Raw genomic sequence first — 15,207 nt, 5'->3', positions numbered from 1 at the left:
TTTTGTGGGATTCATCGTATCCTTGTAGTTGAGTTCTGATTCGCAGATACCACTACCGTTTTGTCATGACTCTTGCGATTTCAATCGCTTAGAGACATGATACACTTGACCGTTTACGGTCACAGTGCATCCTTACGATGTGAACAAAAGAGGTTCACTTCGTGGGGTGCTCCAACGTACGGGTATCTAAACGCGAATCATCACATCCTTGTAGTTGAACTCTGAATCCCAGAAATCTCCGCCTAAGCTGAAATCCCCGCCTCGACCAAAACCCGGTCGCGGTGGGGATTTCCTCTTAGTGCTCGATTTCTAGAGTGGGATTCATCGTATCCTGTTCTTAGTCATGTCTTAGTGCTTCTACTGGGTCGAGGCGGGCTGCTTTTTGGGCGGGCATCAGGCCGGCGACCATGCTGATGATCACGCTGGTGATGATGCCGAATGCTGCAAATCCTGGGGTCATGTTCAGGATGGCCGTATCAAACAGATTCTCCACAACGATATTGCCGACAACAGTGATGAGGTAGGCGATGCCTACGCCCAGCAAGCCGCTGAACAGGCCGATCAGGAAGGACTCGGAAACGAAGATGCGGCGGATGTCCTTTTTGCGGCCACCGATCGCTTTGATGACGCCGATTTCCTGGGTGCGCTCGACGACGCTGATGTAGAGCACCGTCAGGATCATGATGGCGGACACGAACAGGGAAATGCCGGCGACACCGGAAAGGATGTAGGTGAAGATATCCAGCATCTGCGTGAAGGTGGACGCTAGGGCGTCGGCTGAAGAACCGCGGTAACCCAAAGCGGCTACTTCATCTTTGATGGCTTGGGTATTTTCAGGATCATCGGATACCAAATACACAACATTGGGTTCCACTTGCATATTGTTCTCGGCTGTCAAAGCCTCGAAGGATTCGGGTGACATATAGACGGACTCGAATGCGCCGATGGCTTGGCCGGCTGTGTAGATGCCGCTGATGACGTAATTTTTTTCCAGCGATTCGCCGTCGATCGTGACATCCACGGTCACTTCTTTGCCGATCGCTTCTTCCGCGGTGGCAGCCATTTGATTTGCGACACCTTCCGTGATCAGGATTTCGCCTGCTTCGGGGAAAGCCCCGTACAGGATGTTCGAATCGGTCATGCCCGATGTTGTCCCGAAGTTCATGAAGGAATATTTTGTCCCTTCATAGATGATATTGTCGCTGCCGATCGTCAGCGAAGTGTAAGCCAAGTTGACTTCAACGACATGCGGGATGTTCCGCAATTCCTCGATATTCTCTTCTCCGAACGGATCGGACTGCGTCACGCCGGCTGGAGGACCCGATGGCGCGGAGCCGGCAGGGATCTCAGCACCGGCTGGTGTCATAATCATCATCGAGGAATCGGCGTTTTCGCTGTTGTTGGTTTCGATGACGATGGGCATCCGCACTTCGCTGACCAAAGGATTGACGTTGGCGTTCATCGTCTCGGTCAGGTAGTCATTGACGCCTTCGCCAAGCGACAGCATGACGATGATGCTCATGATGCCGATGCTGCCGCCCAGCGCGATCAGGATGTTCCGGGCCAACTTTTCCTTCATATTAAGAAGGGCCAGGCGGATTGCCGCAAAAAAAGTGAGATTTTTGCTTTTGGTTTTTTGCTGCAGCCCGAACGCGTTGTCGTGCAGTGCGAGCTCGCCTTGGCGGACATCGCCGATGATTTTTCCGTCATCGATCGTGACGACGCGCGTGGAGCGGGCGGCCACTTTCTCCGAGTGGGTGACCATGATGACCAGTTTGCCGGTCTTGGCGATGTCCTGGATGATGTCCAGCACCTGATCCGTCGTCTGCGAATCCAAAGCCCCGGTCGGCTCGTCCGCAATGATGATGTCCGGATCGTTGACGAGCGCGCGGGCGATGGCCACGCGCTGTTTTTGCCCGCCGGAAAGCTGGCTTGGTTTCTTTTTGTAGTGACCTTCGAGGCCGAGCTGCTTCAGGACTTCCCGTGCCCTGGCGACCCGCGCCTTTTTGTCGACGTTCGACAGCGTCATCGCCAACGTGACGTTATCCAGCACGGTGAGGTGGGAAACGAGGTTGAAGCTCTGGAAAACGAAGCCGATTTTCTCTTTGTGGTAATTCACGAAATCCTTTTCCTTGAATCCGCTCATTTTCTGGCCATCGACGGTTATTTCGCCCGAGAACTGGCTGTCCAGACCGCCCAACAGGTTCATCAAGGTCGATTTGCCGCTGCCGGACTCGCCGACGATCGACACCAATTCGCCCTTGTCCAGGGAAAGGTTGACGTCCTTCAGTGCCTGGAAGTCTTCCGAGCCGCTGATGGGATAATATTTATTCAGATTTTTCAGTTCGACAAAAGCCATTGCAGATGATGCCTCCTTATTGTTCCACCAAAAGATGAGTGAGTATTTACTCACGATTAGGTTGTTTAAGTATAGCGATTCGGAATCGGGCTGTCAATGCTGGTGTTTGTCCGGTTTCAGGCCTTTGACGATCTGCTGGGTCAGATAAGTGATTTCGGCTTCCTTGTCGCGTTTTGTATCGGTGAAAAGGACATAATGGGTCAGGTGATTGCCGAACAGGACACTCATGATGTATTGCCAGATGACTGGGTTCGGCCAATCGACGATCTCATTTTTTTCTTTGTAGCCGTCGAGGATAGCGTAAATACCTTCTATCAAATCCTTGGGGATCATCTTGATGAATTTTTTATAACGCTCTTTGTCGTACATCATTTCGCTGATAAAAATCTTGCCCGATTGGAAATGCTCTTCCGGCATCATGACGTCTTTGCGCACAATGAATTCCACGAACTGTTCAAATGGTGCATTCTCTGCCGATTTGCGGAACTGCTGCACTTGGGCGAGCGCTTCCGTCGAGATGATGTCGCGCAGAATCGGAAAAATCGTGGCGTAAAGCAAATTCTCCTTGGTCCCGAAGTGCTTATAGATGGTCCCTTCGGCAACATTGGCTGCTTTAGCGATGTCCTTTGTGCTGGTGTTGGAGAATCCTTTTGTCGAGAAGAGCACGACGCAGGCATCGAGAATATCCTGCATTTTGGGCGACAAGCCCTCTTTGCTGCGAATTTTTTGTTTTAAAGCTTCCACAAACTTTTCCATTAGACGAATGCTCCTCTTTGAGATGTTGCCTCCATAGTACTTGCACTCTGGGATTATTGCAAGCCGCCAATTTGGCCGGCATGTGTCATTTTTCTCGAAACCGTGATAAATCAGCGAAAAGATGCTAAGATGAAAGTATGATGAGAATTGGAGGGGAAAAGATGCACAAAAATAAACTTGTGGTCGTAGGCGTGGGGCATGTCGGCTCGTATGTATTGGCGGATGCGATGAAATTGAGGCTGTTTGCGGAGATCGCCACGATCGATATCCTGGAGAATGTTGCTTATGGGGAAGCACTTGATCAGGCGCATGCGACCGCTTTGACTTATATGTCCAATGTGGATGTCCACGCCGGCGACTATTCCGATTGCGCAGATGCGGATGTCATTATCATCGCGGCCGGTCCAAGTGTCCTGAAGGATGACAACAATCCGAATGCCATTCCGGACCGCGCGTCTTTGACGATCAAAAACGCAGCCGTTATTCGGGAAGTGATGGCCGGCATCACGAAATACACGAAGGAAGCCATCATTATCCTGATCACGAATCCACTGGATACGGTAACCTATATTGCTGCCAGCGAATTTGGTTATCCGGAAGGGCGTATTTTTGGAACCGGCACGATGCTGGATTCGGCCCGCCTGCGGAAAGTGATTGCGCAACAGTACGGTGTCGATCCCAAGAGTGTGACGGGCTATATGATGGGAGAGCACGGCTTCACTGCCTTCCCGGTGGTGAGCCGCCTGGCCATCAACGGCATCCGCTATGAGGAGTTCGGAACTTATTTCCCGGAAACAGAAACATTGGATCCGGAGTCGATCGGTGCGGCCGTCGTGCAGTCGGCCTATGATGTCCTGAACGGGAAAGGCTGGACGAATGCCGGAGTCGCGCAGGCCGCCATCACCTTGGCGCAAGCGGTCCTGTTGGATGAAAAGAGCGTCCATCCGGTCTGCACGATTCTGCGCGGGCAGTATGGCCATGACGGCGATGTGGCCTTGAGCATGCCCTGCCTGATCGGCCGCAACGGCGTGGAAAAACAATTCGGTGTCGCTTTGGACGATTGGGAGACCGCCAAACTGAAGGCATCCATCGACTACATCCAACTCGCGATGAAGGATGCGAAGACCGGACCTTTCAGAGCATAAGCGAAGCGGCAGACAAAAAAGCTGGGAGAGCAAAACTTGTTCCCGGCTTTTTGTTTGGTGAATGTGCCGGGAAGCCTTTCGCAAAATTTGACAAATGAGAGGCGAAATATACATAATTATGTTGAGGGGGTTCACGCTTCATTGCGTGCGATTCCGTTGAACTGGCCCCGCTAGAGGGTCTGTAGGCTGCTTGTGTCATGCATAGGAAAGTCGGTGAAATGATGTCAGCCATTATTGTCGTGAAGGATTTTTCGAAATGGTACGGAGATTATCAAGCTGTGGAAAAGGTCTCTTTCGAAGTGGAAGAAGGGAGCAGCTTCGCTTTCCTTGGACCGAATGGTGCAGGTAAAAGCACCACTATCAATACGTTGTGTACGATGATCGATAAGACCAGCGGGACGCTTTTGATCGACGGAAAGGACGTTTCAACGCAGAAAAATGCTGTTCGTAAGGCCATCGGCATTGTTTTTCAGGAGCCGACGCTTGATCAGAAGATGACTGTGCAGGAAAACCTATATTCCCACTGCATTTTTTATGGAGTGCCCAGAGACGAAATAAATGGACGCACCGACGAGCTGCTAAGGCTTATGGACTTGATCGAGTGGCGTGGACAGTTTGTCTCGACCCTTTCCGGAGGGATGAAACGGCGCGTCGAGATTGCCAGGGCGCTGATCCATTATCCGAAAGTGCTATTTTTGGATGAGCCGACCACCGGATTGGATCCCCAGACTCGGAATCGGATATGGGAGTACATCATGAAGCTGCAGAAGGAAAAAGACATCACCATTTTTTTGACTACCCATTATATAGAAGAAGCGGAGGTATGCGACCGCGTAGCCATCATGGATAACGGGAAAATCGTCGTCAATGATACTCCCCAAGCCCTGAAAGGAAAATATACGAAGACCCGCTCGAGATTGAGGGTGAAGGACAACCGGAAAGCGGAAATCATTCTGCTCCAGCAAGAAGTCGCATACGCGAAAAAGAATGGTGATTTTCATATCGAAGTGCGGGATATGGCGAACTTTATCGAATTGATCCAGCTCTTGAAGGAGGATATTCTGGACGTCGAAATCATGAAAGGCACCTTGAACGATGTCTTTCTGGAAATCACGGGTAAGCAGATCCGGGAAGGCGGCGATGCAAGATGAGCGCTGTCTGGATATTATGCTTACGGAATCTGCGGCACTTCATGCGGGATCGTGTGCGTTTGTTGATCACCATCCTGACGCCATTCGCTTTCATTTATGTGCTGTCCTCCCTTTTCCGGCAACAGCTCCAAGGCAATCCGATCCAGCATATCATTGCGGGCGTGACGATTGCCACGGTATTCCAAACATCTTTGAATATCGCGGCCACCACAATCGAGGACATCAGTTCGGGATTCATGAAAGAAATTTTGGTCAGCCCCATCAATCGGTTTCAAGTAGCGTTCGGGCAGATTTTGGCTGGTGCGATCGTTGCGACTTTGCAGGGATTCATGATTTTCTTTATTGGCATGTTCACCGGATTGGGATTCGAAAAGCCGCACACAATCGTGCTTGTTTTCCTGTCGATGTTTCTCGTGGGCTTAGTGTATTCGGCGCTCGGCCTGCTGATGGCGACGCTCGTGCGGGATGCGCAAACTTACCAGATTGTCGAACAGGCGGTCGTTCTGCCGTTGGTTTACCTTTCGGGAGCGTACGTCCCGGTCTCCCTTTTTCCCGCTCTGCTGCAAAAGCTGTCCATTATCAATCCCATGACTTATACGACCATGTTTTTTCGGGCGATTGTCCTGGAGAACAATGGGACCGATGCGGAAATGGTGAAGAATGGTTTGGCGTTTTATGTGAATGGCTCGGTTTTTAAACCTTGGATGAGCGGTCTTGTGGTAGTCGGATGCGGCATTTTGTTTTTGTTCTTGGCGACCGTCACGTTTCAACAGGCAGATTTTACTCATGAACACAAGCGCAGAAAGAATACAAAATAACGGACAGCAGCCCGGTTTTAACCGGTGAATGCTTTCGTTGAAAGGGTGTAATGAAGATGAAATTAAAGGACTCATTTCGGAAAGCCTACAAAGGGATGGGGCGTTCCATCAGCCGTTACCCGCTGACCGTGCTTTTTCTGATCGCGGTCGCAGTATTGAACAGCTTCATGATCGAAAACCCGCGCGAGGATTACGCCCGCTATCTGTTTACTTTTTTGGTCGGGGCCATGCTGAGCATTGTTGGCCAAATGGTTTATGAACGTTTCTTTACGCAACGGAATGCCCGCTACCTGCTGATGGGCGGAGCCGCCGTGCTTGCAGTGGGCTACTACTTCGCAGTCGGACCGCAGACGCTTTACAATATCGCCATCAACGTCAAAACCGGCGTGGCGCTGTTTGCGCTCATGATCGCCTTCATTTGGATCCCGTCGATAAAGAGTGTGAAGGTGCTGTTCCACCGGAGTTTTCTGTCGGCATTGAAAGCCTTCTTTACGACCGTGCTTTTTTCAGCAGTATTGACGGCCGGAATCAGCGCGATTTTTTACGCCACTGATTACTTGCTCTTCAATCTTGATTTCAAAATTCTCACGCACCTTATGAACATCGTAGGATCGTTATTTGCGCCGATTTACTTCTTGTCGATGACGCCGCTCTACCCGGGCAAGCGCGAGGAACTGATACCGGATGAGGCATGGGCGAAGCGCGGTGAAACGCTGGACCGCCAATTTATGGTGCCGCGCTTCCTGGAAATCCTGATTTCCTACATCATCATTCCTTTGACGGCCATTTACACGCTGATTCTTGTGATCTATGTCGTCCTGAACATCCGCGGGGAATTCTGGACCGACAATCTTTTGGAACCGCTGCTTGTTTCCTATGCGATCATCGTCATCGTCGTCTATATCCTCGCCTGCAATCTCGACAATAAATTTGCCGATCTGTTCCGCAAGATTTTCCCTAAGATCCTGATTCCGATCGTCGTCTTCCAGACCATCGCCTCCTTCCTGAAAATCAGGGAGATGGGCATCACGCATGGCCGCTACTATGTCATCCTGTTCGGAATCTTCGCGACGATAGCCGGAGTGATCTTCAGCTTCATGAAACCGAAGCATAATGGCTTGATCGCCATCGCGCTGCTGGTGCTGTCGGCGATTTCCATCATTCCGCCGATCGATGCCTTTACCGTCAGCAAGAACAACCAGATCAGTTTCCTGGAACGAAAATTAAGGGAAAACGATATGCTGGTGGATAACGCAATCGTGCCGAAAAGCGACGTTTCCCTCAGCGACAAGATCGTCATCACGAAGGTCGCTTCCTACATCGACAGCATGGGCTACAACAAAGAGGTGGCCTACCTGCCGAGCGACTTCAATGTCTACAGTGATTTCAGCGATACCTACGGATTTGATATGACCTATTCCGAAACGGAGTATCCGCAAGGCGAAGGCGAATTCGTCTACCTGAACTGGGATGCCGATCCCGTGGTCGGAATCGCAGGCTTCGATATCATGATCCATCAGTATCTCTACTATTCGGTGGCGGAACCGGGTTCGTTGGAAAGCACTGATTTTGAGGTCGATGGGCAAACCTATCTTCTGGAGAAAAAAATAGTGGATGACTATTATGTGCTCACGCTGAAGGATGCGGCGGGGGATGAGTTGCTCGCTTACGATACAAAAGAATTGTATGATGTGATTTTCGAAGAAGCCGCAACTTCAGGCTTCGACAAAGGCAACCTGAAAGTCGATGATGCGACGGTAACCACCGAAAATGACCGCGTCCGAATGAATATTTTGGTCAATTCCTTGGAACGCACAGCCGATTTCACTGGAGGGGATCTTTACCTCTTCATAGAATTCAAATAATGGTGCCAGCAAGAATGATTCTGAAGCCCCGTTTACGTTTCTGCAGCGTAGATGGGGCTTCTTTTTCGCGTGATTGAACATGTGAGGATTAGTGACGCGGAATGCATTTTTTTATGGATTCTGCAGAGAGGCGTCCAACCCGTGTGAGGAAATGTGACGGGTGTTGTTATGGGAAAGTGGACAATGTTTCAGAATCAGCTTATAGTTAGTTTCAAGATTGAAGCGCGCCGGTAATTAAGGCGCCGGTCCGGATTTCGTGTGATCAAACCTTACGTAAAAGGAAGGGGAGCTAGTATGGTGTATGGAACGGAAATTGAACGCAACAAAAAAATATATGATTTCGAAACGATCATCAGCAGAAAAGGCAAAGGCTCCGTGAAATGGCAACAGATGTACCAATGGATGCCGGATGTGCCGGATGACGTGGTGCCCCTTACGGTGGCGGACATGGAGTTCAAAAATGCGCCCGAAATCATCAAGGGCTTGCAGCAATATTTGGAAGACAACATATTGGGGTACAGTGTACCCACTGAAGGATACTATCAAGCCGTCATTGACTGGCAAAGGCGCCGTCATAACTTTGAGGTGGAAAAGGAATGGATCCTCAACAGTCCGGGCGTCGTCTCCGCGTTCTATGCAGCAGTCAGAGCCTATACCAAACCGGGGGAAGGGGTCATCGTTATGACGCCGGTCTATTATCCGTTCTTCGAAGCTATCGAAAACGCCGGACGCAAAGTCGTCAGGAATCCGCTCCTGAACCGCGCGGATGATTACACAATTGACTTCAAAGGGCTGGAGCATCTCTGCCGCAAGAAAGAGAACAAGCTGATCATTTTCTGCAGTCCGCATAATCCGGTCGGAAGAGTCTGGACGGAAGAAGAGCTGGCGCGCTTGGCGGATATCGTGCTTCGCTACGACATGATCATCGTTGCGGACGAAATCCACCACGACTTGATCATGCCGGGCTATGAGCATAAGGTATTCCAGACGCTTTCGCCGGCGGTTGCGGAAAGGACAATCACCTGCACGGCCCCTTCGAAGACCTTCAATTTGGCGGGATTGTGCAATTCCAATATCATCGTCAAAAATGAGGTTTTGCGTCACCAGCTTACCGAGGCGCTCGGAAGCGTCGCATCCGGCATGGTCGGGACGCTGGGGTTGGAAGGCTGCCGGATCGCCTATGATGAGGCGGAACAATGGCTCGATCATCTGATCCCGGTCATCGACAGGAACCAGCATCTGGTGCGCGACTTTTTCGCTTCAAATTTCCCCAAGATAACCGCACCTTTGGTTGAAGGGACTTACCTGCAATGGGTTAACTTCAAAGCATTGGGCTTGTCGCCGGAAGAGCAGGAAAGGTTCATGCGCGAAGAGGCGCACTTCTTCACCGATGAAGGCTATATCTTCGGGGAAGAGGGAGAAGGCTATGAACGCATCAATCTGGCGGTGCCGACCACGGTGATCGAGGATACGCTGAATCGTTTGGGAGAGGCCTTGTATAAAATCTATCGTTAGCCAGCAAGTATCGTGAGGAAGGGGAGCAACACTATGGGAAATTTCATGAATTGGGAATCCGTTGTCCGTTATTTCGCCGGAAAGAAAGTCCAAAGGGTAAAGAAGCCAAAAAAAGTGGAAGAAATCAGGGAAGCTTCCATCATCACCGCGGCAGTCGATTAGTCTGAAACAAACTTTCATAAAGAGGGATTTGAAAATACGGAACGCGCATGCAACCTCGCGCTCCGTATTTTTTTGCGCGGAAAGCATCCCGGCCGGTAAACTCTGTGATATGATGGGTGTACTATTTTCATCTAATAAGGAAAGGTGTGGGGTTGTTGTCGAAAGGAAAAGGAAAAGTGATGCTGTCGATGCTGATATTCGGAACAATCAGCATCTTCGTGAAAAATATCGATTTGGCCTCCAATCAGGTCGCCTTCTTCCGGGGCGCTTTAGGGAGCCTGTTCCTCTGGGGGACTTTGCTGATGCGCAAAGAAAGGATTCCCTCGGCGCTGATCCGGAAGAATGCCAAATTCCTGTTGCTTTCGGGTTTTGCAGTCGGCATGAACTGGATTCTGCTGTTTGAAGCTTTCCGCTACACGACAGTATCGAACGCGACGCTGAGCTATTATTTCCAGCCGATCTTCATGACGCTGTTGGCGCCGTTCGTTTTCAAGGAATCCTTGACCGCGAAGAAGATCGCCTGCGTCCTCCTGGCGATGATGGGCATGTTTCTGATCATCGGTGTGAGCCCTGCGGAGGGTTCCTACAATCATCCGATCGGGATCGGTTTCGGGTTGGCTGCTGCTTTCTTCTATGCGGTAGCCATAATGTCCAACAAAAAAATCACCTGTCTGGCAGGCACTCCCTTGACAGCTTTGACGCTCGTCATTGCGACGGTGATCCTTACCCCTTATGTCGCCCTTACTTCCGGTTTCGGTTTAGGGCAATTGACGGGAGGCTCGATTGGCAGTCTGTTGGCTTTGGGGATCGTCCACACGGGGATCGCCTATGTGCTGATGTTTGCGGGTGCGCAGGCGGTCGAGAGCCAGACGTTCGCTGTGCTCAGCTATGTCGATCCGGTGACGGCGATTGCGGTTTCGGCGCTGTTTCTGAAGGAGGAACTGCTGCCGATCCAGCTTGCGGGAGGCGTGCTGATTCTGGCTGCTGCTTTCCTGAACGAATTCGTAGGCAACAAAGAGAATCAAATTGCGACCAACGAAGAGTAGCGGAATGGTACGGTATCCGCAGCTCCGGCGAAGGGGCGGTTCCCCGGAGGACGACGGCAACAATCAGCCTGAACGCCGATGAAGCCGCGCTTATCGGAGAACGCAAACGGAACGCATCCTGTTCTCCGGCGAAGCCTTCGTTCGCCGGAGAACAATCATGCAGCGCTCATTTTTTGAGGGCGATCGAACAGCAAGTGACCCTGTGACGGCACAAAGGACTGGCTCTGAATAAGTGAGCCAGTCCTTTGTGCCGTTCGGCGCACATTCAGTTTTTAAGCGATTTTTGTCATGCGTTTCAGGACGGCTTGCTCCCATCGGTCGTAGTGATTGACCGCGAACTTGTAGCGGGTGCCGTCTTTCCTTTCGATGACCAACGCTTTGCGGAAACCATAAGTTCCCGGGCTGACGCTCTTGATGTCATCGCATGGGATGGCGATGTCATAGACGCCATCCGCGAATGCATTTGAAAAAGGTTTGAAGAAAATTTTGGTCATGAGTTTGGCTATTTCGGGCATGTCAAAGCGGAGCTGTTTGTCCGTCAGAAAACCATAGCCGTCCAAGGCTGCCTGTTCACTGCGGCACCAACTCATCCTCCCGCTGTACAACGTGACTTCCCCGGATCTGTCTCCCGTTTTTTTGAACATATTGATTCCTTCTTCCGCAAACAAAAAGTGGCAACTATCCTGACCTCATTATACCAAGAAGCATTCTGATGGACCTAAATATGCACACAAAAAACCCGGACGCATTTGTCCAGGTTTTTTCGAGCAGAATGCCTCGCTACGTATGGCAGTACATAGGCGTGGCCGGTTCTTCTCAAGGATGGCACTGATTGTTGCCGACGCTTCCGGATTGAGCGATCCTGCGCCGAGAGGAGGATCCTGTCATCTGTAATGAAGGCCCTCGTTTATGGATGAGTTCAGTATAAGCCAAAAAGCTGCCGAGCAAAAGATGCTGGCCCCGGAATGAAAAAAACCTCTCAGAGGATGAAGACGATCTTTCCGTAAGGCTGATAGATTTGTGTCAGATCGGGCGGTTTTGGGCCGTCCAGCCCCTCATTGGGGGGTGTACCGGCTGATGATGTTGTAGTAGTTCATCTTCAGCGCGACATTTGTCTCATAGTCGAGCTTGAAATAGCTGGTATACAGGCAGTCCAGCAAGAACAGCAAAGACAGCCTGGTCGAAAAGGAAGAAATCTTGTTGTAGTGGCTTTCGTTCGAACTCAGATAAAGATGGTGGAGCGCAGCCGCCGCGAACGGAATCTCCTCGGTGGAGGAAATCAATACAATAGGCGATTTCCTTTCCCTTAAGATATTCACGATTTCGGGAATGACCCGTCCTCTCCCTCCATAGGAAACGATGATGGAAAGATGCGAAGGACCGCTGGCGGCCGCCGCCAAGCGTTGCTGGTATTCCTCGATCGGGACATTGATGAATCGGCCGATTTCCTGCATCTGGAACTTGAAGTTTTCGGCGAAGAACAGGTTGCCGGCGGAAGTGTAGATATCGATGACCGGCAGCTTTTTCATCAGTGCCGCCGCCTGCCGCAGCTGCTCCAGATCGAGATTGTTGAGCGACGATACAACGGTCTGCTCATAGAGTTCCTGCATCGTGCGGGTAATCTGGTACTGCGTTTCGTTCGGATGGATCGGATAGTTGAAGTCCAGGGTCGTCTGCTCTTTCAGGTAATCACCCAATGAAGCCGATACCAAAATTTTTAATTCGGAAAGCCCGGCCAATTCCATTTTTTTGCACAAACGATAGATCGTCGCGTTTGAAATGAAAATGGCTTCGCTGATTTCCGAGGAAGTCATTTTTACGAATGCTTCCGGATTTTCTTTTATGAATGATACCAAAACTTTCTCGTTTTCGGTCAGATTTACTAAGTTGTCCATTTTGTTGAAAATGTTCATGGCCGTCACCTCATCGCTATTATAGCCTACTTCCTGTTTTTGGAATAGCTTACATTTTGATTTTGCCGTTATAGGCTATGAAAAAACGGCCATCTGAATCCTGTGTCGGATCAAGATGGCCGTTCTTTTGTTTGCTGGTTATTCTGCAACTTGCCGGCTTTCCGCTATTCCTTCAGAAAAATGCGCAGGAAATCCGATTCGGACAGCAGGGTCAGGTTGTGGCCGCTGCCCTGGAGTTCGCGCACGGCCTGGATTTTGCGGCTTTCGCCCGGTGTGCCGATTTTGCGCCAATCGCTGTCGGCGACGACCAGGTAGAGCGTCTCGTAGCTCAGGTTGGCGTCGAAATGGCCGCCGACATCGACGACGAGCTGGGCAAGATCGTTGCGCTTCAGTTTCTGGAACCGGCCGGTGAAGCAGACGTGCTTGTCGTAAAAGACGTGCTCCTTGTCGAACAGCAGGTTTTTCGGTTTCAGCGGTGCCGCCTTGGCTCTGCCGGCTGGCTTGCGGGCACCGCCTTTCGCGACGCCGAAACTGTGCGAAAATAATTTGCCCATCCGGTACTGGTATTCGTCCAGAAAACCTTGGATATCATAGTCGTATTGCGCCAGCATCCTGCTGGTGATCAGTCCGCAGGCGACCGCGTCCTCGCCGGCATTGTGGTGGTTGTCGATCGTCATGCCGAAATAATCCAGCACGGTCGGCAGCCGGTTGTTGTGCAGATCGAGCATGCGCTGGGCCATTTTGCAGGAACAGAAAAACTCGTTCTGCATCTTCGGCAGCCGGTGCGTTTCGATCGTCTGCTGCAGGCAGCTCATGTCGAACTGGGCGAAGTGGGCCACGAGCGGATCTGCGCCGATGAAGGAGCGGATCGCCGGATAGAGCTCGGCAAAGTCGGGCTCGGCGGCGACCATGGCCTCCGTGATGCCGTGGATCTGGATATTCCCGCGGCTGAAATATTGGCGCGGATTGATGAGCGCGTAGTAGCGGTCGACTTCCTTGCCGTCGGAAAACCGGCTCAGGCCGATGGAGCAGACGCTGTCACCCCGGCTGTTTGCCGTCTCGAAGTCGATGGCGACGTAATCCATGTGCATTCTCCTTTGTTTGGGTTGAGTTAAATAGGTTCGGGCTGCGCCAACATTTACTGCTGTTGCATTTGCATCACTTGTTGGTAATAAGGGATCATACTGCCCAGAGCGGCACCGATGATGAAGAACAGCAGCATGCGGATCAGCATATAAGCCCAACTTTCCGAGTAATCGCGCCCCGGATTTTTATTGGAGCGGCGGAAGAGGAAGAACATCCCAATCCCCGCGATCCAGCCGATGCCCGACAGGAGCGCCTGCGAGGTGGCCGGATTCAGGTAGCCGATCACGAAGCCGACAACCACAGCAAAGGCCAGCAGAATCCGCTGCTTTATTTTTTCTGTCATCAAAATTTCCCCCTTTTTCGTAAACCTATTCTACCACAAAGCCGGCGCAAGGAATACGGGGATAAGCCGGCAAAAGGGGGTGTATCTGCTGAGTGGATGAATGCTCAAAAAAACCGCCGAAACCACTTCGGCGGGGAAAATCAATTCAAAATACATTCAGAAAACCCGTCGAAACCACCTTGGCGGGGAAAAACGTCCGACGACAACATGATATTCCCCGCCAACACCATTTCGGCGGGGAATATCGGCACGAACTCGAATCCTGGGTGATCACAGGAACAGCAAGCCATCCAGATCGAGGATGATGATTTCGCGGTGATTCAACTGTTTGATGAGATGCTGGTCCTCCAACGAACCCATTTTGCGGCTGATTGTTTCCGGCGTCGTCCCGAGATAGGACGCCAGATCCTTCTTCGCCATCGGCAGCGTGATGGTGTCGCCGTCCTTCGTGGCCAATTCAGCGAGGTAAAGGGCCAAACGGGATTCGACTTTTTCGGTCGCCACGTAAGTCGTCTGCTTTTCCGATTTTTCCAGACGGTTGGAGAATTCCTGCAGCAATTTCAAGGAAATCGCCGGATATTTCAATAAAAAGTGCTGCAGATCGCTCCTTTGCATCCGGCAGACTTGGGTATCCTTCACCGCTTCGGCGTAGGCTTCATGCTTCGATTCGCTGAACAGGGCCAGTTCACCGGTGAAATCGCCCGGATTGAGGAAGCGCACAAGCTGCTCTTTTCCGGATTCGGCCAGCCGGTAGATGCGGATCAGCCCGGAGTGGATGATGTAGAGCGTATCCGAGGTGTCTCCCGGACGATAGAGCAGTTCACCTTTTTTGTAGTGGGCCGGATGGGTCACGGACATGATTTCGTCCATCTGATCCGGTTCCAGATGGTTGAAGATCGGCACGAGCGAAATGCAGGAACGGTGCGCGTTGCAGGCGCAGGACGCATCGCAATCGTGCGCGTTTTTTTGGGTATGGTTCATATGTGAAATCCTCCTTTTCGGAACGGGATAGGCAGTTGTTCGGTCATTTGAATTGTACCGCAATCCA

14 protein-coding genes are annotated in these 15,207 nt (G+C 51.2%); 7 read left to right on the top strand and 7 right to left on the bottom strand.

From position 1 onward, the window contains the following. Positions 1-337: 337 nt before the first annotated feature. Together BMX58_RS05540 and BMX58_RS05535 are read right to left on the bottom strand one after the other, a co-directional pair. Positions 338-2,359, bottom strand: a complete 2,022-nt coding sequence (locus BMX58_RS05540) for an ABC transporter ATP-binding protein/permease (protein WP_068623012.1) — start codon at positions 2,357-2,359, stop codon at positions 338-340. Between the two features lie 93 nt (positions 2,360-2,452). Continuing rightward, positions 2,453-3,115, bottom strand: coding sequence for a TetR/AcrR family transcriptional regulator (locus BMX58_RS05535; RefSeq protein WP_068623011.1), 663 nt, complete (start codon positions 3,113-3,115; stop codon positions 2,453-2,455). Positions 3,116-3,276: 161 nt separating this feature from the next. On the opposite strand from BMX58_RS05535, the gene BMX58_RS05530 reads away from it, so the two are divergent. The 7 genes from BMX58_RS05530 (at position 3,277) to BMX58_RS05505 (ending at position 10,817) form a co-directional block, all read left to right on the top strand. After that, positions 3,277-4,260 carry a lactate/malate family dehydrogenase gene (locus BMX58_RS05530; RefSeq protein WP_068623010.1) on the top strand — a complete coding sequence of 328 codons (984 nt, stop codon included), beginning with the start codon at positions 3,277-3,279 and terminating at the stop codon, positions 4,258-4,260. A gap of 218 nt (positions 4,261-4,478) precedes the next feature. Next, positions 4,479-5,411 carry an ABC transporter ATP-binding protein gene (locus BMX58_RS05525; protein WP_239420552.1) on the top strand — a complete coding sequence of 311 codons (933 nt, stop codon included), beginning with the start codon at positions 4,479-4,481 and terminating at the stop codon, positions 5,409-5,411. Beyond that, the gene (locus BMX58_RS05520) at positions 5,408-6,229 is read left to right on the top strand and encodes an ABC transporter permease (RefSeq protein ID WP_068623009.1); all 822 of its coding nucleotides are present in this window, start codon (positions 5,408-5,410) and stop codon (positions 6,227-6,229) included. The genes BMX58_RS05525 and BMX58_RS05520 overlap by 4 nt, the downstream gene beginning before the upstream one ends. Positions 6,230-6,285: 56 nt before the next feature. Further along, complete coding sequence (locus BMX58_RS05515) at positions 6,286-8,094, top strand: DUF4153 domain-containing protein (protein WP_068623045.1); 1,809 nt, start codon at positions 6,286-6,288, stop codon at positions 8,092-8,094. A 294-nt stretch (positions 8,095-8,388) separates the two neighbouring features. Then, positions 8,389-9,609, top strand: a complete 1,221-nt coding sequence (locus BMX58_RS05510) for a MalY/PatB family protein (RefSeq protein WP_068623008.1) — start codon at positions 8,389-8,391, stop codon at positions 9,607-9,609. Positions 9,610-9,642: 33 nt separating this feature from the next. Further along, complete coding sequence (locus BMX58_RS15000; protein ID WP_275425220.1) at positions 9,643-9,771, top strand: hypothetical protein; 129 nt, start codon at positions 9,643-9,645, stop codon at positions 9,769-9,771. Between the two features lie 155 nt (positions 9,772-9,926). Then, entirely contained in the window at positions 9,927-10,817 is an 891-nt protein-coding gene (locus tag BMX58_RS05505) for a DMT family transporter (RefSeq protein WP_131814049.1), read from the top strand. Between the two features lie 272 nt (positions 10,818-11,089). On the opposite strand, the gene BMX58_RS05500 is transcribed toward BMX58_RS05505, so the two are convergent. The 5 genes from BMX58_RS05500 to BMX58_RS05480 all read right to left on the bottom strand — a co-directional run bounded on the left by BMX58_RS05500 (position 11,090) and on the right by BMX58_RS05480 (position 15,140). Further along, a complete protein-coding gene (locus BMX58_RS05500; protein ID WP_068623007.1) occupies positions 11,090-11,461 on the bottom strand; it encodes a hypothetical protein in 372 nt (123 codons plus the stop codon). A 411-nt stretch (positions 11,462-11,872) separates the two neighbouring features. After that, complete coding sequence (locus BMX58_RS05495; RefSeq protein WP_068623006.1) at positions 11,873-12,730, bottom strand: MurR/RpiR family transcriptional regulator; 858 nt, start codon at positions 12,728-12,730, stop codon at positions 11,873-11,875. A gap of 164 nt (positions 12,731-12,894) precedes the next feature. Continuing rightward, a complete protein-coding gene (locus BMX58_RS05490) occupies positions 12,895-13,815 on the bottom strand; it encodes an exonuclease domain-containing protein (protein WP_068623005.1) in 921 nt (306 codons plus the stop codon). Between the two features lie 53 nt (positions 13,816-13,868). Next, complete coding sequence (locus BMX58_RS05485) at positions 13,869-14,159, bottom strand: hypothetical protein (protein ID WP_068623004.1); 291 nt, start codon at positions 14,157-14,159, stop codon at positions 13,869-13,871. A 270-nt stretch (positions 14,160-14,429) separates the two neighbouring features. Continuing rightward, positions 14,430-15,140 carry a Crp/Fnr family transcriptional regulator gene (locus tag BMX58_RS05480; protein ID WP_068623003.1) on the bottom strand — a complete coding sequence of 237 codons (711 nt, stop codon included), beginning with the start codon at positions 15,138-15,140 and terminating at the stop codon, positions 14,430-14,432. Positions 15,141-15,207: the final 67 nt, after the last annotated feature.

This window comes from Trichococcus ilyis, from assembly GCF_900109135.1.
Classification (GTDB): Bacteria; Bacillota; Bacilli; order Lactobacillales; family Aerococcaceae; genus Trichococcus; species Trichococcus ilyis.
This window is presented reverse-complemented; position numbering and strand designations above follow the sequence as displayed.

Bases quoted from the DNA above. Each gene is read 5' to 3' on its own strand.
- BMX58_RS05540 (WP_068623012.1), bottom strand. From the start codon at position 2,359: ATGGCTTTTGTCGAACTGAAAAATCTGAATAAATATTATCCCATCAGC.
- BMX58_RS05535 (WP_068623011.1), bottom strand. From the start codon at position 3,115: ATGGAAAAGTTTGTGGAAGCTTTAAAACAAAAAATTCGCAGCAAAGAG.
- BMX58_RS05530 (WP_068623010.1), top strand. From the start codon at position 3,277: ATGCACAAAAATAAACTTGTGGTCGTAGGCGTGGGGCATGTCGGCTCG.
- BMX58_RS05525 (WP_239420552.1), top strand. From the start codon at position 4,479: ATGATGTCAGCCATTATTGTCGTGAAGGATTTTTCGAAATGGTACGGA.
- BMX58_RS05520 (WP_068623009.1), top strand. From the start codon at position 5,408: ATGAGCGCTGTCTGGATATTATGCTTACGGAATCTGCGGCACTTCATG.
- BMX58_RS05515 (WP_068623045.1), top strand. From the start codon at position 6,286: ATGAAATTAAAGGACTCATTTCGGAAAGCCTACAAAGGGATGGGGCGT.
- BMX58_RS05510 (WP_068623008.1), top strand. From the start codon at position 8,389: ATGGTGTATGGAACGGAAATTGAACGCAACAAAAAAATATATGATTTC.
- BMX58_RS15000 (WP_275425220.1), top strand. From the start codon at position 9,643: ATGGGAAATTTCATGAATTGGGAATCCGTTGTCCGTTATTTCGCCGGA.
- BMX58_RS05500 (WP_068623007.1), bottom strand. From the start codon at position 11,461: ATGTTCAAAAAAACGGGAGACAGATCCGGGGAAGTCACGTTGTACAGC.
- BMX58_RS05495 (WP_068623006.1), bottom strand. From the start codon at position 12,730: ATGAACATTTTCAACAAAATGGACAACTTAGTAAATCTGACCGAAAAC.
- BMX58_RS05490 (WP_068623005.1), bottom strand. From the start codon at position 13,815: ATGGATTACGTCGCCATCGACTTCGAGACGGCAAACAGCCGGGGTGAC.
- BMX58_RS05485 (WP_068623004.1), bottom strand. From the start codon at position 14,159: ATGACAGAAAAAATAAAGCAGCGGATTCTGCTGGCCTTTGCTGTGGTT.
- BMX58_RS05480 (WP_068623003.1), bottom strand. From the start codon at position 15,140: ATGAACCATACCCAAAAAAACGCGCACGATTGCGATGCGTCCTGCGCC.